Raw genomic sequence first — 18,243 nt, forward strand, 5'->3', positions numbered from 1 at the left:
CTGAGCCGGGGTGCCCGGCATGTGGACGGTGATACCGCTGTATACCTGTTGTATCTATGCTGTGCGCATGCCAGCCGCCACCGCTCTCACCCTCACGGCCCCCGCTGCTTCCGCCACTCCCGCCAAACGTCCCGCCGCCGCCGAGCGCGTCTACGCGCACGTCAAGCAAGCCGTCCTGGAGCGCCGCTACGAAGGCGGCACGCTCCTCACCGAGGGCGAGCTCGCCGAGGCCGTGGGCGTGTCCCGCACCCCCGTGCGCGAGGCGCTGCTGAAGCTGGAGGTCGAGGGGTTGCTGCGGCTCTACCCGAAGAAGGGCGCGCTCGTGCTGCCCGTCTCCGCGCAGGAGATCGCGGACGTCGTCGAGACGCGGCTGCTCGTCGAGACGCACGCGGTGCGCAAGGCCGTCCCCGCGCCCGCGGCGCTGCTCGAACGGCTCGCCGAGCTACTCGCCCAGCAGCGGGTGCAGGCCGCCGCCGGGGACTTCGCCGCGGCCGCCGTCACCGACCGCTGCTTCCACGCGGAGATCGTGCGCAGCGGCGGGAACGAGATCCTCTCCCGCCTCTACGACCAGCTGCGCGACCGGCAGCTGCGGATGGGCGTCGCCGTGATGCACTCGCACCCCGACCGGATCGCCAAGACCCTCGCCGAGCACGAGGAGATCCTCGCCGCGCTGGTGGCCGGTGACGCCGAGGCGGCGGTGGCGGTCGTGACGCGGCACGTCGGCTGGTTCCAGAACCTGGCGAGGGGCGAGGTCCGATGAGCGCGTCCACCGCACCCGTCTCCCTGCCCGGTGACCCCCCGGGCGGCAGGAAGGCCGTCCTCGTCTGGTCGATCGGCGTCGCCGTCTACTTCGTCGCCGTCATCTTCCGGACGTCCCTCGGCGTCGCGGGCCTCGACGCCGCCGACCGCTTCCACGTCAACGCGTCGGCCCTGTCGACCTTCTCCATACTTCAGCTGCTCGTCTACGCGGGCATGCAGATACCCGTCGGCCTGATGGTCGACCGGCTCGGCACCAAGAAGGTGCTGACCATCGGGGTCGTCCTCTTCACGATCGGGCAGCTCGGCTTCGCCTTCTCGCCCTCGTACGGCATGGCGCTCGTCTCCCGCGCCCTGCTCGGCTGCGGTGACGCGCTGACCTTCATCAGCGTCCTGCGGCTCGGCACCCGCTGGTTCCCTGCCCGGCGCGGCCCGATGGTCGCCCAGCTCGCCGGCCTCGTCGGCATGGCGGGCAACCTCGTCTCGACGCTCGTCCTGGCCCGCCTGCTGCACTCCGTCGGCTGGACGGCCGCGTTCGCCGGCAGCGCGCTGTGCGGTGTCGTCGTCCTCGTCCTCATGTCGCTGTTCCTGAAGGACCACCCCGAGGGCCACGAACCGGAGCCGGTGCCGCACACCGGGGCGGCGTTCGTGCGCAAGCAGATCGCCCTGTCCTGGCGGGAGCCCGGCACCCGGCTCGGTCTGTGGGTGCACTTCACGACGCAGTTCCCCGCGATGGTGTTCCTGCTGCTGTGGGGCCTGCCGTTCCTCGTCGAGGCGCAGGGCCTGTCCCGGGCGACCGCCGGTGAACTGCTCACGCTCGTCGTGCTGTCCAACATGGTCATCGGTCTCGTCTACGGCCAGATCGTGGCCCGGCACCACGCCGCGCGCCTCCCGCTGGCGCTCGGCACCATCGGGACGACGGCGGCGGCCTGGGGCGCGACGCTCGCCTACCCGGGCGAGCACGCCCCGATGTGGCTGCTGATCGTCCTGTGCACGGTCCTCGGCGCCTGCGGGCCCGCTTCCATGATCGGGTTCGACTTCGCGCGGCCCGCGAACCCGCCGGAGCGGCAGGGCACGGCGTCCGGCATCACCAACATGGGCGGCTTCATCGCCTCCATGACGACCCTGCTGGCGATCGGCGTGCTGCTCGACGCGACCGGCGACAACTACCGGATCGCGTTCTCCGCCGTCTTCGTCCTGGAGGCGTTCGGCCTCGTCCAGATCCTGCGGCTCAAGTCGCGGGCCGTGCGCAGGGAACGGGAGCAGCTCGTCGCGAGCCGCGTCGAGGCCGTGCACGTCCCGGCCTGAGGTCCCCGCCTGACGGGGTTACGGCGTCACCGCGAAGTTCCGCAGGATCGCGTCCGCCAGCTCTTGGTCGCCCTCGGCCTTGATCCGGTCCGCGACCGACGCGTACGTCACGCGGCCGCAGGCGAGTCTGAAGTACGTCTCCCAGTCCAGGGCGATGGTGGCGAGCGGGCCCAGCGAGGGCGCGTTGTCGACGGTGCCCTTGCCTTCGGCGTCGATGCGGACCGTGCGCAGGAACTCGACGGGCCCGCTGACGTCGAAGACGACCGCCGAGTTCGCGGGGGCGCCGGCCTTCTCGCCGACGACCTTCGGGAGGCCCTTGAGGAGCAGGTCCCGTGCGACGTACGCCCCGGGGGAGTCGAGGTTGCCGGGCTTGCGCAGCGTGGTGCGGAGGTCCTGTTCGTGCACCCAGACGTCGAAGGCCCGCAGCCGCATGGCCAGTTCGAGTGTCTGCTCGGAGCCGAGGGGGCCGCGGATCTTCGTGGAGGGGTCCCGCGACTCGTTCCGCAGCTGCCGGGAGCGGCGGATGATCGTGTACTCCAGCTCGGAGGTCATCTCCGGTGCGGTGTGGTGGCGCCGCACGTCGACCTGCATCTCCATGTACCGCTGGCCCTCGGTCTGTACGTGGTACAGGTCGCGGGGCAGGGTGTGGATCGGGCGGGGGTCGCCCAGCATCTCGCAGTCCAGGCCTATGACATGGGAGACGATGTCGCGCACCGACCAGCCGGGGCAGGGGGTGGCCCAGTTCCACTCCCCCTCGGCGAGCGGCGACACCAGCTCGGATATCGCTTCGACGGAGTGCGTCCAGGCATCGGCGTAGGTTTGCAGGCTGGGATGGAGACTCACGGGACCCCTTGCGGTTGTGCGCGGGCGGTGGGTGTCTGAGACGTTAAGTTACGCTGCCCGCAGGCACCCCGGCAGTGCTTTCGTGTGACGATCGTAGGCCTGTGTTGCCGACTCGAATGCCAGGACGGTGGTAGTGTGCGCGCCTCTCTGATCCAGATCGCCGTAGACGAGGACGAACCGGTCAATTCCCGTCGGTCGCGGGTGGCTTCACTGGTACGTGAAGTGAGTGCGCGGGACGGGTCGGATCTGGTCGTTCTCCCCGAACTGTGGACCACGGGCGCGTTCGCGTACGAGTCCTTCGCGGACGAGGCGGAGCCGCTGGAGGGTCCGACGTACGAAGCCATGTCGAAGGCCGCGAGTGAGGCGGGTGTGTGGCTGCACGCGGGCTCGATCCCCGAGCGGGACCCGGATGGCCCGCTCTGCAACACCTCGCTCGTCTTCTCCCCGGCGGGTGAGCTCGCCGCCGCGTACCGGAAGATCCACCGCTTCGGCTTCGACAAGGGTGAGGCCGTCATGATGGCGGCCGGCTCCGAGCTGGCGACGTTCCGTACGCCGGACGCGACGTTCGGGCTCGCGACCTGTTACGACCTGCGCTTCCCCGAGCTCTTCCGGGGGCTCGTCGACGCGGGCGCCGAGATGTTCGTGGTGCCGGCGGGGTGGCCGGCGCGACGCCTTGAGCACTGGTTGCTGTTCGCGCGGGCGCGGGCGGTGGAGGACCAGGTGTACGTGCTTGCCTGTGGGACGGGTGGGGCGCATGCGGGGGTGCCGCAGGCGGGGCACAGTGTTGTCGTCGACCCGTGGGGTCAGGTGCTTGCCGAGGCGGGTGAGGGTGAGGAGGTCCTCACGGTTGAGCTCGATCCCGGGCAGGTCTCGGCTACCCGCGAGCAGTTTCCGGCGCTCAAGGACCGGCTCCTCGGGCAGGCCCCCCCGAAGCGGATCTGAGTCGCGACTGCGGGTGCGGGTGCGGGTGCGTCGTGGCTGGTCGCGCAGTTCCCCGCGCCCCTTGGACGCGGCTTCGCCGCGATCCTCGGGCGCGGGGCTGGCCCAGCCCCACGCGTCGGCTCAGTCGTCGTCCCCCTCCCGTTCCTTTTCCGCCAGGCGGATCACGCAGACCGCTACCGCCAGGAGGAGGGCCGGGTCCGCGTCCTCGCGGACGACCTGGAGGCCGTACGTCTCGCGTACGCGGAACCAGCGGCGCGAGATGTCGGCGAGCAGCTCGCCCTCGTACTCGATGGCGAACTCGCGGTCGAGGATCTTGCCGCTGACGTCCAGCTCCGTGCCGTCGACCAGCTCGACGCGGTAGTGGTTGCGCAGCAGCGACAGGCGCTTGCGCTTGACCCGGGCGAGCGGCTCGCCCTCCCGCTCGATGACCATCGTGTCGCGCAGGGCGAGCATCTTGGCGTGGATGTCGATGAGCACCCTGCCCTGCATGTCCTTCAGCTCGAAGGTCTCGCGCAGGCGCATGGCCTTGCCGTCGACGAGGAAGACCTTGCGGCCCTGGTCGTCCTCGATCCAGTAGTCGTCACCGATGCCGAGCATGCGGTCGCGTACGAGAAGTCTCATGGCGCATGACTACCCCATGACTACCCCGAAACGCCGCACTTCGGGCACGGGTGGTGGCGCATCGGGCGTCAGTAGCCGCGGGGCTGCTGGTCCGGGTCGACGACGGTCGTCTGGGCGACCGGCGGGACCACCGCCCTCCTGCGCCGGGCGATGCTGGTGAAGACGGCGACACCGATGAGGCCCACGGCCATCATGATGAGACCGGTGACGGTGACGTTGAGCCCGCCCATCTCCCAGTCGGTCGCGAACGTGAGGATGGCACCCACGGCGATCAGAAGTATGCATCCGCCGAGGCCCATATGGACCGCCTCCCTGCGTAGTGGCTACGAAGCCTCCGGGTACCCGAAGGCTCCGCACCCACACAGGACTTCGGGGCTCAGCCCTCCAGGAACGCGACCAGCGCGTTGGCCAGCATGTGCGGGTCGTCGGCGCCGCAGAGCTCGCGCACGCTGTGCATGGAGAGGATCGCGACGCCGATGTCGACCGTCTTGATGCCGTGGCGCGCCGCGGTGATGGGGCCGATCGTCGTGCCGCAGGGCATCGCGTTGTTGGAGACGAACGACTGGAAGGGGACGCCCGCCTTCTCGCACGCGGCGGCGAAGACCGCGCGGCCCGAACCGTCGGTGGCGTAACGGTTGTTCACGTTGACCTTGAGGATCGGTCCGCCGTTGGCGCGCGGGTGGTGCGTGGGGTCGTGCCGCTCCGCGTAGTTGGGGTGGACGGCGTGGCCGGTGTCGGAGGAGAGGCAGACGGTCCCGGCGAACGCGCGCGCCCTGTCCTCGTACGAGCCGCCGCGCGCGAACACGGACCGCTCCAGGACGCCGCCGAGCAGCGGACCGTCGGCGCCGGTGTCGGACTGCGAGCCGTTCTCCTCGTGGTCGAAGGCGGCGAGCACGGGGATGTACGGGAGGTTCTCCTGGGCGGCGACGGCGGTGAGGGCGGCCGTCGCGGAGTGCACGGAGAGAAGGTTGTCCATGCGGGGACCGGCCACCAGTTCGCGGTCGCGGCCGAGGAAGGCGGGGGGCTCGATGGCGTACGTCATGAGGTCCCAGCCGGTGACGTCGCCCTCGTCGAGGCCGGTCTCCTCCTCCAGGAAGCGGATCAGGTCGCCCTCGTGGACGTCGTGTCCGAGGCCCCAGATGGGCTGCATGTGCTTCTGCTTGTCGAGCTTGAGCCCGTCGGTGTGCACGGAGCGGTCCATGTGGATCGCGAGCTGGGGGACGCGCAGGAGCGGCCGGTCGATGTCCACGAGCCGCGTGGTGCCGTCGCGCAGCGAGAGGCGGCCCGCGAGGCCGAGGTCGCGGTCGAGCCAGGAGTTGAGGAGCGGTCCGCCGTAGATCTCGACGGCGACCTGCCGCCAGCCGTGGGCGCCCGCGTCGGGCTGCGGCTTCACGCGCAGGTTGGGGGAGTCGGTGTGGGCGCCGACGATGCGGAAGGGGGTGTGCGCGGAGGCGCCCTCGGGGACGTACCAGGCGACGATGGCGCCGCCGCGGAGCACGTATTTGCCCCCGGTCGTGCCGTCCCAGGAGTCGGTCTCCTCGACCTGCCGGAAACCGGCCTTCTCAAGACGCTCGGCGGCACTCGCCACGGCGTGGTACGGCGTGGGGCTCGCCGCGAGGAAGGTCATGAGGTCTTCGGTGTGGCCACGGTCGAAGGGCCCGGAGGGTGTGCGCATGCCGGCCAGCCTAATGGGGCGGCTGTCCGGGTGGCGGGGCGATCAGAGGCGGTCGATCTCGGTGAGGTCGATGTCGATCGTGAACGGCACGGCGAGCTTGAGCCGGTCGTGGTGGATGCCGGTGGGTGCGTAGGAGCCGGTGTGCGGGTCGAGCTCGTAGGTGTGGACCGCGGGCCGGTTGTTCTCGTCCATGGTCACCAGCCAGTAGTGCCGGATGCCGGCGGCCGCGTACTTGCGGGGCTTGGTGTCCTGGGCGCGCTCCTCGGAGTCGGGCGAGACGACCTCGACGGCGAGCAGGACGTCACGGGCCGCGTAGGACATCAGACAGGGGCCGCCGTCGGCCGAGGCGTTCACGACCACGAGATCCGGCTCCGGGACATCCCTGGCTCCGATGACGACGCACATCTGGCGCCGTACGCGCAGCCGTCCGGGCGCGGTGCGACGAAGGCCCTGTGCGAGCACGTACGGTGACACGGAATGGAAGTTGCCCTGTGGCTCGGGGACGATCAGGGTTCCGTCGATCAGCTGTGCGTGCCGCGGGAGGTCGAGGGCGAAGAAGTCGTCCGCCGTGAGGCTGTCCATGGACGGGATTCTCGGCCGTGCCGTCAGCGTACCCAGGGCATACGACAATGCCGCCACCCGAACGAATCAGGTGGCGGCATCGGGCTGACGTGCGAAATGAGCCCGTACGTCCTGGGCGGGACTAGAACGCCGCCTCGTCCAGCTCCATCAGGTCCAGGTCGACCGCCTCGGCGAGCTTGCGCTCGGCGGCGACGTTCGGGAGGACGTTCGTGGCGAAGAACTTGGCCGCGGCGATCTTGCCGGTGTAGAACGCCTTGTCCTTGGCGGAGGCCGTCTCCAGCTTCTCCGCCGCCACCGCGGCGCCGCGGAGGAGCAGGTAGCCGACGACGACGTCGCCCGAGGCCATCAGGAGGCGGGTCGTGTTGAGGCCCACCTTGTAGATGGACTTCACGTCCTGCTCGGTCGCCGCGAGGTCCGTCAGCATGACGCCGACGATGGCCTCCAGCTCGACCGCCGCCTTGGCCAGCTCCTCGCGGGCACCGGCCAGCGTCTCGCCGCCCGTGCCGACCGCGAGGAACTTCTTGATCTCCTCGGCGAGGCCGTTGAGCGCGGCGCCCTGGTTGCGGACGATCTTCCGGAAGAAGTAGTCCTGGCCCTGGATCGCGGTCGTGCCCTCGTAGAGGGTGTCGATCTTGGCGTCACGGATGTACTGCTCGATCGGGTACTCCTGGAGGTACCCCGAGCCGCCGAACGTCTGGAGCGACTGCGCCAGCTGCTCGTAGGACTTCTCCGAGCCGTAGCCCTTCACGATGGGCAGGAGCAGGTCGTTGAGGGCGTGCAGCTGCGACGCGTCCTCGCCCGCCGCCTCCTTGACCTGGATGTCGTCCTGGACGGCCGCGGTGTGCAGGACCAGGGCGCGCATGCCCTCCGCGTACGCCTTCTGCGTCATCAGGGAGCGGCGCACGTCCGGGTGGTGAGTGATCGTCACCTTCGGCGCGGTCTTGTCCATGAACTGGGCCAGGTCGGGGCCCTGGACGCGCTCCTTGGCGTACTCGAGGGCGTTGAGGTAGCCCGTGGAGAGCGTGGCGATCGCCTTCGTGCCGACCATCATGCGGGCGAACTCGATGATGCGGAACATCTGGCGGATGCCGTCGTGCTTGTCGCCGATCAGCCAGCCCTTGGCGGGGTGCTGGTCGCCGAACGTCATCTCGCACGTGTTGGAGGCCTTGAGGCCCATCTTGTGCTCGACGTTCGTCGCGTACACGCCGTTGCGCTCGCCCAGCTCGCCCGTCTCCCAGTCGAACTCGTACTTCGGTACGAGGAAGAGGGAGAGGCCCTTCGTGCCGGGGCCGTGGCCCTCGGGGCGGGCGAGGACGTAGTGGAGGATGTTCTCCGACATGTCGTGCTCACCGGACGTGATGAAGCGCTTCACGCCCTCGATGTGCCAGGAGCCGTCCTCCTGCTGCACGGCCTTCGTGCGGCCCGCGCCCACGTCCGAACCGGCGTCCGGCTCGGTCAGGACCATCGTCGAGCCCCACTGCTTCTCGACGGCGATCTCGGCGACCTTCTTCTGCGCCTCGTTGCCCTCCTCGAAGAGGATGCCGGCGAACGCGGGGCCCGACGAGTACATCCACACGGCCGGGTTCGCGCCGAGCAGCAGCTCCGCGTAACCCCAGATCAGGGAGCGCGGGGAGGTGGTGCCGCCGATCTCCTCGGGCAGGCCGAGGCGCCAGTACTCGGAGTCCATGAAGGCCTGGTAGCTCTTCTTGAAGGACGCGGGGACGGGCGCGGTGTTGGTCGCCGGGTCGAAGACCGGCGGGTTGCGGTCCGCGTCCTCGAAGGACTCGGCCAGCTCGTTCTCGGCGAGGCGGCGCAGTTCGTCGAGGATGCTCTTGGCGGTGTCGACGTCCATCTCCGCGAACGGGCCGGTGCCGTACAGCTTGTCGCGGCCGAGCACCTCGAAGAGGTTGAACTCGATGTCGCGGAGATTCGACTTGTAGTGGCCCATGGCGAAGGCTCCGTAAGCAGGAAAGGGATGAATACCAGCAAGTAGCTACGATGATGCTACCCGTCGGTAATAAGGCGCAACCCCTAACCGCCCATCTGTGACGTCCGTGACTCAGTACGCTTACGCGCATGTACGGCTACGACCAGAACCCCGGCGCCCAGCAGCAGTACGCCCCGCCGGGCGCGCAGCCGCCACCGCAGCAGATGCAGGGCATGCCCGGCGGTGGCTACGGCCAGCAGCCTCCGCTCTACCCCGAGCCCTCGCCGCCGTCCCTCGCGGACGCCGTGCGCGCCTTCACGACGGGGTCGATGTCCGCCGAGGACTTCCAGCAGGCCTTCGCCACGTCGAAGGTCTACTGCCCGCGCGGCGACAACCCCGGCTTCCTCGCGCTGCACAACACGCAGCAGCCCGTGATCCCGATGTTCACCTCCCTCAAGGAGCTGCGCCGGTACGCGGGCAAGGACTCCAAGTACTTCGTGATCACCGGCGCGGAGGTCATCGACCTGCTCCCGACGGGGTACGGCTTCGTCCTCGACATGGAGGGCGAGCACCGCATGGTCTTCGACGCGAAGGCCGTGGAGCAGATGGTCGACTTCGCGATGCGGCGCATGTACGGGTGACGCGCGCGCGTTGATCCGGGGGTGGACGCGGGCCGCCACCGATGCTCGGACGTATGCCTTCGTCCAGGATCCCGCGTCGCCGTCCCGCCGTTCTCGTGACCGCCGCCGTGAGCGCGGCGGTGAGCGCCGCCCTGCTCGGCACCGCCCCCGCGGAGACCGCCGCCCCCGCGGATACGCGTACCGCCCCCGCCGAGAACGGCGCCGAGCGCGCCCGCCGCCTCTTCCTCGACCACGGCCCCAAGGCCGCCGTCATGACCGCCGCCCACCGCGGCCAGTGGCGCAAGGCCCCCGAGAACAGCATCGGCGCGCTCCGGGCGGCCTTCGCGGACGGCGCCGAGATCGTCGAGGTCGACGTCCGCATGACCAAGGACAAAGTGCCCGTCCTGATGCACGACGCGACCGTCGACCGCACCACGAACGGCAGGGGCCGCGTCTCCGACCTCACCCTCGCCCAGCTGCGCGGCCTCAGGCTGCGCGCGGGCCTCGGCGGCCGCCAGGCGCCGCTCACCGGCGAACGCGTCCCCACCGTCGCCGACGCCATGAAGGCGGCCCGCACGCTCGGGCTCGTCAACCTCGACCAGGCCTGGGAGGACCGCGAGGCCGTCTGGCGGGTCCTGGAGGAGACCGGCACCGTCCGCACCGGCATCCTCAAGTCCCACGCCCCGGTGCCGGAGGTGCGGGCGTTCCTCGACCGTCACAAGGGCGCGCTCTACATGCACGTGGTGGAGGACGACAACGCCGCGTCCGTGGAGGAGTTCGGGAAGAGCAGGCCGCCCGCGTTCGAGGTCGTCTTCGACGACGTCCGCGACAAGGTGGCGGCGCCCGCCTTCGTCCGGGGGCTGCGGTCGACCGGCCGCGTCTGGTTCAACACCATGCGGTACGGCTTCTCCGCCCGCTTCACCGACGAGGCCTCGCTGATCGACCCCAAGCGCGGCTGGGGCAGGCTCATCGCCGACTACGGCGCCACGATCCTGCAGACCGACAACGTGGAGACCCTCAGGTCCTATCTGCGCACGGGCGCCGCGGGCCGGGTGCCGCCCGGCGCGGTCCGCGTCCAGGCGGAGGGGTACGCCCCCGGCGGCGAGGGCAAGGCGTACCACGACACCGACGACGGGAACCGGGGGGACGGTCCTGGGCGTCCCGGCGAGAACGTCGACGTGTGCGACCACGACGGGGCCGTGGTGGTCTGCTGGATGCGCGGCTCGGAGTGGCTCACGTACGCGATCGACGTGCCGAAGACCGGGCGGTACACGCTCAAGGTCCGGGTGTCGTCCCCGTACGAGCCCGCGGGCACCTACCGGATCGCCTACGACGGCGGCAGGCCGGGCAGGCCCGTGCGCGTCGCGGGCACCACCGCCCACCACGCCTTCTTCCTCCAGGACAGCCGTGACCCGCGGCAGCTCACCCGCGGCCGGCACACCGTGCGCCTCTCCCTGGACGAGGGCGCCTTCCAGAACTGGAACCTCGACTACCTGCAGCTGGAGCCCTGAGGGAATTCCCGCCGGGCCCCGTTCGTTCCAGGTGGCAGAAAGTTCTACGTTCAACTAAAGTGAGTGCACAGGAGGTACCGACCATGCCTGCAGTGACTGTCGAGAACCCGCTGACCCTGCCCCGAGTGGTGGCGCAGGCCGACGCGACGCCGCGCCCCGTGCTCACCGTGACCACGGCGCCGAGCGGCTTCGAGGGCGAGGGCTTCCCGGTGCGCCGGGCCTTCGCGGGAATCAACTACAAGCACCTCGACCCGTTCATCATGATGGACCAGATGGGCGAGGTGGAGTACGAGGCGGGCGAGCCGAAGGGCACCCCCTGGCACCCGCACAGAGGCTTCGAGACGGTCACGTACCTGATCGACGGCACCTTCATCCACCAGGACTCCAACGGTGGCGGCGGCACCATCCAGAACGGCGACACCCAGTGGATGACGGCCGGCAGCGGCCTGCTCCACATCGAGGCGCCGCCGGAGTCCCTCGTCATGTCCGGCGGCCTCTTCCACGGCCTCCAGCTGTGGGTGAACCTGCCCGCGAAGGACAAGATGATGAACCCCCGCTACCAGGACATCCGCGGCGGCCAGGTCCAGCTGCTCACCACCCCGGACGGCGGCGCGCTGCTCCGCGTCATCGCCGGTGAGCTCGACGGGCACCAGGGCCCCGGCATCACGCACACGCCGATCACGATGATCCACGCGACCGTGCGTCCCGGCGCCGAGGTGACGCTGCCCTGGCGCGAGGACTTCAACGGCCTCGCGTACGTCCTCGCGGGACGCGGCAGCGTGGGCGCCGAGCGGCGCCCGGTCCACAAGGGCCAGACCGCGGTCTTCGGCGCGGGCTCCTCGCTGACCGTCCGCGCGGACGAGCGGCAGGACGCGAACGCCCCCGACCTGGAGGTCGTGCTGCTCGGCGGGCAGCCGATCCGCGAGCCGATGGCGCACTACGGCCCGTTCGTGATGAACAGCAGGGCGGAGCTGCAGCAGGCCTTCGAGGACTTCCAGAAGGGTCTGCTCGGCACGGTTCCGGCCGTCCACGGCATGTAGCCGTACATAAGGTGCACCACGCGTGAGCCCGTGCTCGGGTAGGAGGGGTGAGTACCCTCCTGCCCGAGCCCGTGCGCCGCATCGCCGCCTGGTGCGTCGTCGTCCTGCTCGTCACCGGCGTGGCCGCCGTGGGGATCTGGCTGTGCGTCACCTTCAAGACCGCGGTGACCCCGGTCCTCCTCGCGCTGCTCGGCACCGCGCTCCTCGGACCGCTGTACCGGCGGCTGCTGAAGATGAAGGTGCAGCGCTCCCTCGCGGCCGGCCTCACCTGCGCGGCCGTCGTCGCCGTCGTCGGCGGCGCCGGCTACATCGTCGTCAAGGCCCTGATCGACAGCGGCGACCAGATCCTCGCCTCCCTCAAGCAGGCCGCGACGGACCTGTCGAAGTACTTCGGGGCGGCCGGGACCTCGCTCGACGACATGGCGTCCAACGCCAAGGAACTCTTCGGCAAGTTCGGCGGAACCGCCGCCTCCGGCGTCATCAGCGGGCTCAGCACCGTCGGCGAGATGATGGCGATGGCCGTCCTCGCGCTGCTGCTCGTCTTCTTCTTCCTGCGCGACTCCGCGCGCGCCATGGACACCCTGCGCCAGCTCGCTCCCGGTGACAGCGCCGACTCCATCGAGGCCATGGCGCGGCGCGCCTTCGAGGCCATCGAGGGGTTCATGCGCGGAACGACGATCATCGCGTTCATCGACGCCCTGTGCATCACGGTCGGACTGCTGATCCTCGGCGTCCCGGGCGCCTGGGGACTCGGCGCGCTCGTGTTCGTCGGCGCGTACATCCCCTACCTGGGCGCCTTCCTGTCCGGCGCGGTCGCCGTCCTGGTCGCCCTCGCCGACCGGGGGTTCGCCATCGCGCTGTGGGCGCTCGGCGTGGTCCTCGCCGTGCAGGTCCTCGAAGGACACATCCTCCAGCCGATGATCCAGAGCAGGACCGTGCAGATGCACCCGGCGGTCGTGATGCTGGCGATCACCGCGGGCGCCTCGGTGGCGGGGATCCTCGGGATGCTGCTCGCGGTGCCGCTGACGGCGGCGGCGTTCGGCATCGTCTCCGAGCTGCGCGGGCGCTACTCCGGCACGTCGGCGTCCAGCTCGTCCGCGTCGTCCAGGTCGTCCAGCTCGTCCACGTCCACGAAACCGCCGGAGGCGCCCGCGTCCTCGTAGAGCTCGAACCAGATGCTCTTGCCGTCGCCGCGCGGGTCCACGCCCCACGCCCCGGCGAGCAGCTCCATCAGGACCAGGCCGCGGCCCGACGAGGCGAGCTCGCCCGGGTGGCGCTTGTGCGGCAGGTCGTCGCTGCCGTCGGCGACCTCGGCCCGCAACCGCCGTGCCCCGGGCTCGCCGGTGACCTCGGCGACCATGAGGGCGTCGCCGTCCGTGTGCACGAGGACGTTCGTGAGCATCTCGGAGACCATCAGGACCGCCGAGTCGACCTGGTCGTCGTCCGCCCAGTCGTGCAGCAGGTCCCGCAGGTGGCTGCGGGCCCCCGCGATGCGCTCCGGCTCGGCCTGCGCGACGGTCAGGACCGTGCGGCGGGCGTCCGTGCGCCGCTCCGAGCGGCCCGTCCTGCTCAGCAGCAGCACGGCTATGTCGTCCTCGCGGCGGTCCGCGAAGGGCCCGGTGGTGTGGTGCGAGGAGGGTCCGTGCACGGCCTGCACGAGCGCGTCGGCGAGCTGCTCCAGGGCGTCGGGCTCGCCCTCGCCCGCGTACTCCTCCAGCGTCGCCCTGATCCGCGACCAGCCGGTGTCCAGGTCGTGGCCGCCGGTCTCGATCAGGCCGTCGGTGCAGATCAGCATCGTCTCGCCGGGTTCCAGGACGAGCCGGGTGGTCGGATAGTCGGCGTCCGGGTCGATGCCGAGCGGCAGGCCGCCCGCGGTGGGGCGCAGCAGAACCGTTCCGTCGCTCATGCGTATCGCGGGCTCGGGGTGGCCCGCGCGGGCCATCTCCAGGACGCCGGTCGCCGGGTCGGCCTCCACGTACAGGCAGGTCGCGAAGCGCGGGTCGTACTCGATGGCCTCGTCGGCTCCCGTGCCGCTCGACCCGTAGGTGATCGACTCCGTGATCCCGGAGAGGAAGCGGGTGGCGCGGGAGAGGACCGCGTCGGGACGGTGGCCCTCGGAGGCGTACGCGCGCAGGGCGATCCGCAGCTGCCCCATCAGGCCCGCCGCCCGCACGTCGTGCCCCTGCACGTCGCCGATGACGAAGGCGATACGGCCGCTGGGCAGCGGAATCATGTCGTACCAGTCGCCGCCGACCTGCAGCCCGCCACCCGTCGGCACATACCGGGCGGCCACGCTCATCCCCGGGATCTGCGGCCCGAGCATCGGCAGCATCGACCGCTGAAGACCCTCCGTCAGCTCCCGCTCGGACTCCGCGACCCCGGCCCGCGACAAGGCCTGCGCCAGCATCCGCGCCACCGTCGTCAGGACGGAGCGCTCGTCGGGCGTGAACGAGACGGGATACGTGAAGGCCGCCATCCACGCGCCCATCGTGCGCCCCGCGACCGTCAGGGGCAGGAACGCCCACGACTGCCGTTCGAAGCGGCTGGCGAGCGGCCAGGCGGCGGGGTAGCGCCTGCGGTAGTCCTCCGGGGTGGAGAGGTAGACGGCGCGGCCCGTGCGCACCACCTCCGCGGCCGGATAGTCGGTGTCCAGCGGCATCGCGGAGAAGGGCCCGTCGTCGCCCGGCTCGTGGCCGTGGTGCCCGATGATCGTCAGGCGCTCGCCCTCGACCCCGAAGACCGCGAGGCCGTCCGGCGAGAACCCCGGCATGGAGAGCCCCCCGGCGACCCTGAGGACCTCCTCCGTGGAGCGCGCCTCGGCGAGCGCACGTCCCGCGTCGAGCAGGAACGCCTCGCGGGAGCGGCGCCAGTCCCCGGTGACGGGGGTGCGGGCGGCGGTCCCGGGCGCGGGTTCGGTGACCTCCTGCAAGGTCCCGACCAGCTCGTACGCCTCGGTCGCCCCGTGCATCACCGGCTTGGAGCGGCTGCGCACGGTCCGCAGGACCCGCCGCCCCGTCTCGTCCATGATGCGCAGCCGGGCCTCGGCGAGGGTGCCCTCGGCGACGGCGAGCTGGACGGTTCCGTAGATCTCGTTCCAGTCGACCGGGTGGAAGCGGGAGCGGACGCCCGCCTCGGTGAGGGTCTGGGCGCGGGCGGGCAGGCCGAGGAGCCGGGCCGCCTCGGCGTCGAGCGTGACCGTCCCGGACGCGTTGTCCCAGCGCCACAGCCCGGTCGCGATCGCGGCCAGGACGTCCCGTACGGGAGGCAGGGAGTCGTCCCCCACCTGTAGGAGGGGATCGTCGGTGCGCATTGACCCACTTTAGGAAGATGTACACGGTAGGCGCCACCGAGCCCCGTCGTCGCGGGCCCGTGCGAGGCCCTCGGGAGGACGGCCGCGGCGGATATCCGGAAACCGATCTTCGGCCGGACGGTAGCCTTGTGGGGGTCTGCTCTCTCCCCTATTCGCGAAGACTGGATGAACGACGATGCATCGGTACAGGTCCCACACCTGCGGCGAGCTCCGCGCCTCTGACGTCGGCACCGACGTCCGGCTGAGCGGCTGGCTGCACAATCGCCGAGACCTGGGCGGCATTCTCTTCATCGATCTCCGCGATCACTACGGCATCACGCAGCTGGTGGCCCGCCCCGGCACCAAGGCCGCCGAGGTCCTGGACAAGCTGTCCAAGGAGACCGTCGTCCGCGTCGACGGCAAGGTCGTCTCGCGCGGCACGGACAACGTGAACCCGGAGCTGCCCACCGGCGAGATCGAGATCGAGGCGAGCGAGGTCGAGGTGCTCGGCGCCGCGGGCCCGCTGCCCTTCACGATCAACGCCGAGGACGGCGTGAACGAGGAGCGCCGCCTGGAGTACCGCTTCCTGGACCTGCGCCGCGAGCGCATGCACCGCAACATCATGCTGCGCAGCGCCGTGATCGCCTCGATCCGCTCGAAGATGGTCGCCCTCGGCTTCAACGAGATGGCGACGCCGATCCTCACCGCGACCTCCCCCGAGGGCGCCCGTGACTTCGTCGTCCCGTCCCGCCTGAACCCCGGCAAGTTCTACGCGCTCCCGCAGGCCCCGCAGCAGTTCAAGCAGCTGCTGATGATCTCGGGCTTCGACCGCTACTTCCAGATCGCGCCGTGCTTCCGCGACGAGGACGCCCGCGCGGACCGCTCGCCCGGCGAGTTCTACCAGCTCGACGTCGAGATGAGCTTCGTGGAGCAGGAAGACGTCTTCCAGCCCATCGAGAAGCTGATGACGGAGCTCTTCACGGAGTTCGGCGGCGGCCGCGAGGTCACCTCGCCCTTCCCGCGCATCCCGTTCCGCGAGTCGATGCTGAAGTACGGCAACGACAAGCCCGACCTGCGCGCCAAGCTCGAACTGACCGACATCACGGACATCTTCGAGGGCTCCGAGTTCAAGGCGTTCGCGGGCAAGCACGTGCGCGCCCTGCCGGTGCCGGACACGGCGTCGCAGTCCCGCAAGTTCTTCGACGGCCTGGGCGACTACGCGGTCGAGCAGGGCGCGAAGGGCCTGGCCTGGGTGCGTGTCGCCGAGGACGGTTCGCTGACGGGCCCGATCGCCAAGTTCCTCACCGAGGAGAACGTGGCGGAGCTGACGAAGCGCCTCGGCCTGGAGGCCGGGCACGCCGTCTTCTTCGGCGCGGGCGAGTTCGACGAGGTCTCGAAGATCATGTCCGCCGTCCGCGTCGAGGCCGCGAAGCGCGCCGGCCACTTCGAGGAGGGCGTCTTCCGCTTCTGCTGGATCGTCGACTTCCCGATGTACGAGAAGGACGAGGACACCGGGAAGATCGACTTCTCCCACAACCCCTTCTCGATGCCGCAGGGCGGCATGAAGGACCTGGAGGAGAAGGACCCGCTCGACATCCTCGCCTGGCAGTACGACATCGTCTGCAACGGCATCGAGCTCTCCTCCGGCGCGATCCGGAACCACGAGCCCGAGGTCATGCTCAAGGCGTTCGAGATCGCCGGCTACGACGCGGAGACCGTCGAGCACGAGTTCGCGGGCATGCTGCGGGCGTTCCGCCTCGGTGCGCCGCCGCACGGTGGCATCGCGCCCGGCGTCGACCGCATCGTGATGCTCCTCGCGGACGAGCCGAACATTCGCGAGACGATCTCGTTCCCGCTGAACGGCAATGCGCAGGATCTGATGATGGGGGCGCCCACGGAGCTCGACGAGTCCCGCTTGCGGGAGCTCAACATCTCTTTGCGTAAGCCGGCGGCGCAGTAGCGGTTCAGGTTGACTTGTAAGGCCCCGGAACCTTTGGTTCCGGGGCCTTTTCATGTTCGCTTCGGCTGCGGGTGCTTCGTGGCTGGTCGCGCAGTTCCCCGCGCCCCTGAACAGCGCCCCTGAGGGCGCTGCCCACGGGCGGGACCATCAGGTCAAGCCGCCGTCGTCGGGGAGGAGTTCGCTTCCGCCTCGGCCCATTCCGTCACGAGCCGTTCGTATACGAGGCGTTCATCCGGTCGGAGGCGTCCGCCCGCGCGCAACCACAGCGCACGGATTTCCTCATTGACCTCGTCGGCGGTGCGTCGCCGGTCGGGGGAGGGAGTCGTGGCCATGTCGTGAAGCCTACGTACACACGTGTGAAGGTGGCGTCAATTTAAGCCTCCTCAGCGCATGACTTAGCTCACCGTGACGCGTATCTCCCGTTTCGAGTGGGCAGTCGAACCGAGCGTGATTCAAGGGGCGGTCGAGGCCAGCCGTGTCTGGAGCCCGTCGAGCACGCGCTGGAGCCCGTAGTCGAAGGTCTCCTCGCGCACCTGCTCAGGGTCCCCGGAAGGGGCGTCCGACGTGCCGTCGGCCCGCAGGCTGTCCGCGAACTCCCGCTCCGTGCGCCCACTTCGGGCGATCAGTGAAAGATACGCGGCCTCGCTGGTCGCCATGCCGATCACGTAGGAGATGACGGTGCTGCGGGCCAGTTCGGTTTCGGCCTCGGGGAATCCCGCCGTCCGGTAGACCGCGGCCATCCGCTCCGACATCTTCGTCACGTTCGGGCCGAGGTGGACGAGGCCGACCTGGCCGAGCACCGAGGCGACCCAAGGGTGGCGCAGAATCATCGCTCGCAGGCTGCGCGCGCTGTCGGCGGCCGCGTCCCGCCACTGCGCGGGACCGGGCGCGGTGGGCACGGAAAGCTCTCCGTAGACCTCGTCGACGACCAGCTCGATCAGCTCGTCCTTGTTGGCCACGTGCCGGTAGAGCGAGGTCGCGCCCGCGTCGAGGCGGGTGCCGAGCTTGCGCATGCTGAGGGCTTCGAGCCCGTCCGCGTCGAGCAGCCGCACGGCCTCCGCGACGATCTGCTCCCGGCTCAGCTGCTCGCGCTGCCGGCGCGGACGGGTCCAGACGGAGGCGATCTCGGGCTTCTGCTCGGCGGTCACGGGGTCTCCCTGGGGTGGGCG

The 18,243-nt window shown here is 70.3% G+C and carries 17 protein-coding genes; 8 read left to right on the plus strand and 9 right to left on the minus strand.

The window, feature by feature from the left end:
* Nucleotides 1-67 precede the first annotated feature (67 nt).
* Nucleotides 68-760 (plus strand): GntR family transcriptional regulator, encoded by a 693-nt coding sequence (locus DEJ49_RS18580; RefSeq protein WP_150185152.1) that lies wholly within the window; start codon nt 68-70, stop codon nt 758-760.
* Complete coding sequence (locus tag DEJ49_RS18585) at nt 757-2,064, plus strand: MFS transporter (protein WP_150185153.1); 1,308 nt, start codon at nt 757-759, stop codon at nt 2,062-2,064. Before DEJ49_RS18580 ends, DEJ49_RS18585 begins: the two co-directional genes overlap by 4 nt.
* Before the next feature lie 18 nt (nt 2,065-2,082).
* On the opposite strand, the gene DEJ49_RS18590 is transcribed toward DEJ49_RS18585, so the two are convergent.
* On the minus strand, nt 2,083-2,907 hold the full coding sequence (locus DEJ49_RS18590; RefSeq protein ID WP_150185154.1) for a maleylpyruvate isomerase family mycothiol-dependent enzyme: 825 nt from the start codon (nt 2,905-2,907) through the stop codon (nt 2,083-2,085).
* A gap of 135 nt (nt 2,908-3,042) precedes the next feature.
* Here DEJ49_RS18590 and DEJ49_RS18595 point away from each other — a divergent pair, with 135 nt between their 5' ends.
* Complete coding sequence (locus DEJ49_RS18595) at nt 3,043-3,849, plus strand: carbon-nitrogen family hydrolase (RefSeq protein ID WP_150185155.1); 807 nt, start codon at nt 3,043-3,045, stop codon at nt 3,847-3,849.
* 120 nt (nt 3,850-3,969) lie between these two features.
* Here the strand turns inward: DEJ49_RS18595 and DEJ49_RS18600 are convergent, their stop codons facing one another.
* The 5 genes from DEJ49_RS18600 to DEJ49_RS18620 form a co-directional block, all read right to left on the minus strand.
* On the minus strand, nt 3,970-4,470 hold the full coding sequence (locus tag DEJ49_RS18600) for an LURP-one-related/scramblase family protein (RefSeq protein ID WP_150185156.1): 501 nt from the start codon (nt 4,468-4,470) through the stop codon (nt 3,970-3,972).
* A 68-nt stretch (nt 4,471-4,538) separates the two neighbouring features.
* Complete coding sequence (locus DEJ49_RS18605; protein ID WP_150185157.1) at nt 4,539-4,769, minus strand: hypothetical protein; 231 nt, start codon at nt 4,767-4,769, stop codon at nt 4,539-4,541.
* Nucleotides 4,770-4,846: 77 nt separating this feature from the next.
* On the minus strand, nt 4,847-6,145 hold the full coding sequence (locus tag DEJ49_RS18610) for a M18 family aminopeptidase (protein ID WP_150185158.1): 1,299 nt from the start codon (nt 6,143-6,145) through the stop codon (nt 4,847-4,849).
* Nucleotides 6,146-6,187: 42 nt separating this feature from the next.
* Nucleotides 6,188-6,727, minus strand: a complete 540-nt coding sequence (locus tag DEJ49_RS18615; RefSeq protein ID WP_150185159.1) for a Uma2 family endonuclease — start codon at nt 6,725-6,727, stop codon at nt 6,188-6,190.
* A gap of 121 nt (nt 6,728-6,848) precedes the next feature.
* On the minus strand, nt 6,849-8,675 hold the full coding sequence (locus DEJ49_RS18620; protein ID WP_150185160.1) for an acyl-CoA dehydrogenase: 1,827 nt from the start codon (nt 8,673-8,675) through the stop codon (nt 6,849-6,851).
* Nucleotides 8,676-8,803: 128 nt separating this feature from the next.
* On the opposite strand from DEJ49_RS18620, the gene DEJ49_RS18625 reads away from it, so the two are divergent.
* The 4 genes from DEJ49_RS18625 (at nt 8,804) to DEJ49_RS18640 (ending at nt 12,988) form a co-directional block, all read left to right on the plus strand.
* Complete coding sequence (locus tag DEJ49_RS18625) at nt 8,804-9,295, plus strand: SseB family protein (RefSeq protein ID WP_055563227.1); 492 nt, start codon at nt 8,804-8,806, stop codon at nt 9,293-9,295.
* Nucleotides 9,296-9,348: 53 nt separating this feature from the next.
* Nucleotides 9,349-10,785 carry a glycerophosphodiester phosphodiesterase family protein gene (locus DEJ49_RS18630; protein ID WP_223832889.1) on the plus strand — a complete coding sequence of 479 codons (1,437 nt, stop codon included), beginning with the start codon at nt 9,349-9,351 and terminating at the stop codon, nt 10,783-10,785.
* A gap of 83 nt (nt 10,786-10,868) precedes the next feature.
* Nucleotides 10,869-11,825 carry a pirin family protein gene (locus DEJ49_RS18635; protein ID WP_150185162.1) on the plus strand — a complete coding sequence of 319 codons (957 nt, stop codon included), beginning with the start codon at nt 10,869-10,871 and terminating at the stop codon, nt 11,823-11,825.
* A 47-nt stretch (nt 11,826-11,872) separates the two neighbouring features.
* Nucleotides 11,873-12,988 carry an AI-2E family transporter gene (locus DEJ49_RS18640; RefSeq protein WP_150185163.1) on the plus strand — a complete coding sequence of 372 codons (1,116 nt, stop codon included), beginning with the start codon at nt 11,873-11,875 and terminating at the stop codon, nt 12,986-12,988.
* Here the strand turns inward: DEJ49_RS18640 and DEJ49_RS18645 are convergent.
* A complete protein-coding gene (locus DEJ49_RS18645) occupies nt 12,892-15,135 on the minus strand; it encodes a SpoIIE family protein phosphatase (protein WP_150185164.1) in 2,244 nt (747 codons plus the stop codon). The genes DEJ49_RS18640 and DEJ49_RS18645 overlap by 97 nt on opposite strands.
* A gap of 175 nt (nt 15,136-15,310) precedes the next feature.
* On the opposite strand from DEJ49_RS18645, the gene aspS reads away from it, so the two are divergent.
* A complete protein-coding gene (gene aspS / locus DEJ49_RS18650) occupies nt 15,311-17,074 on the plus strand; it encodes an aspartate--tRNA ligase (protein WP_150185165.1) in 1,764 nt (587 codons plus the stop codon).
* Between the two features lie 152 nt (nt 17,075-17,226).
* Here aspS and DEJ49_RS18655 read toward each other — a convergent pair whose 3' ends face one another.
* Nucleotides 17,227-17,406, minus strand: a complete 180-nt coding sequence (locus DEJ49_RS18655) for a hypothetical protein (protein ID WP_150170072.1) — start codon at nt 17,404-17,406, stop codon at nt 17,227-17,229.
* Nucleotides 17,407-17,526: 120 nt separating this feature from the next.
* Entirely contained in the window at nt 17,527-18,222 is a 696-nt protein-coding gene (locus DEJ49_RS18660; protein WP_150185166.1) for a TetR/AcrR family transcriptional regulator, read from the minus strand.
* Nucleotides 18,223-18,243 lie beyond the last annotated feature (21 nt).

Source organism: Streptomyces venezuelae (genome assembly GCF_008642335.1).
Classification (GTDB): domain Bacteria; phylum Actinomycetota; class Actinomycetes; order Streptomycetales; family Streptomycetaceae; genus Streptomyces; species Streptomyces venezuelae_F.

Excerpts from the sequence above, each read along its gene's own strand:
- DEJ49_RS18580 (WP_150185152.1), top strand. The coding sequence starts at position 68 with ATGCCAGCCGCCACCGCTCTCACCCTCACGGCCCCCGCTGCTTCCGCC.
- DEJ49_RS18585 (WP_150185153.1), top strand. The coding sequence starts at position 757 with ATGAGCGCGTCCACCGCACCCGTCTCCCTGCCCGGTGACCCCCCGGGC.
- DEJ49_RS18600 (WP_150185156.1), bottom strand. The coding sequence starts at position 4,470 with ATGAGACTTCTCGTACGCGACCGCATGCTCGGCATCGGTGACGACTAC.
- DEJ49_RS18605 (WP_150185157.1), bottom strand. The coding sequence starts at position 4,769 with ATGGGCCTCGGCGGATGCATACTTCTGATCGCCGTGGGTGCCATCCTC.
- DEJ49_RS18610 (WP_150185158.1), bottom strand. The coding sequence starts at position 6,145 with ATGCGCACACCCTCCGGGCCCTTCGACCGTGGCCACACCGAAGACCTC.
- DEJ49_RS18615 (WP_150185159.1), bottom strand. The coding sequence starts at position 6,727 with ATGGACAGCCTCACGGCGGACGACTTCTTCGCCCTCGACCTCCCGCGG.
- DEJ49_RS18620 (WP_150185160.1), bottom strand. The coding sequence starts at position 8,675 with ATGGGCCACTACAAGTCGAATCTCCGCGACATCGAGTTCAACCTCTTC.
- DEJ49_RS18625 (WP_055563227.1), top strand. The coding sequence starts at position 8,804 with ATGTACGGCTACGACCAGAACCCCGGCGCCCAGCAGCAGTACGCCCCG.
- DEJ49_RS18630 (WP_223832889.1), top strand. The coding sequence starts at position 9,349 with ATGCCTTCGTCCAGGATCCCGCGTCGCCGTCCCGCCGTTCTCGTGACC.
- DEJ49_RS18635 (WP_150185162.1), top strand. The coding sequence starts at position 10,869 with ATGCCTGCAGTGACTGTCGAGAACCCGCTGACCCTGCCCCGAGTGGTG.
- DEJ49_RS18645 (WP_150185164.1), bottom strand. The coding sequence starts at position 15,135 with ATGCGCACCGACGATCCCCTCCTACAGGTGGGGGACGACTCCCTGCCT.
- aspS (WP_150185165.1), top strand. The coding sequence starts at position 15,311 with ATGCATCGGTACAGGTCCCACACCTGCGGCGAGCTCCGCGCCTCTGAC.
- DEJ49_RS18655 (WP_150170072.1), bottom strand. The coding sequence starts at position 17,406 with ATGGCCACGACTCCCTCCCCCGACCGGCGACGCACCGCCGACGAGGTC.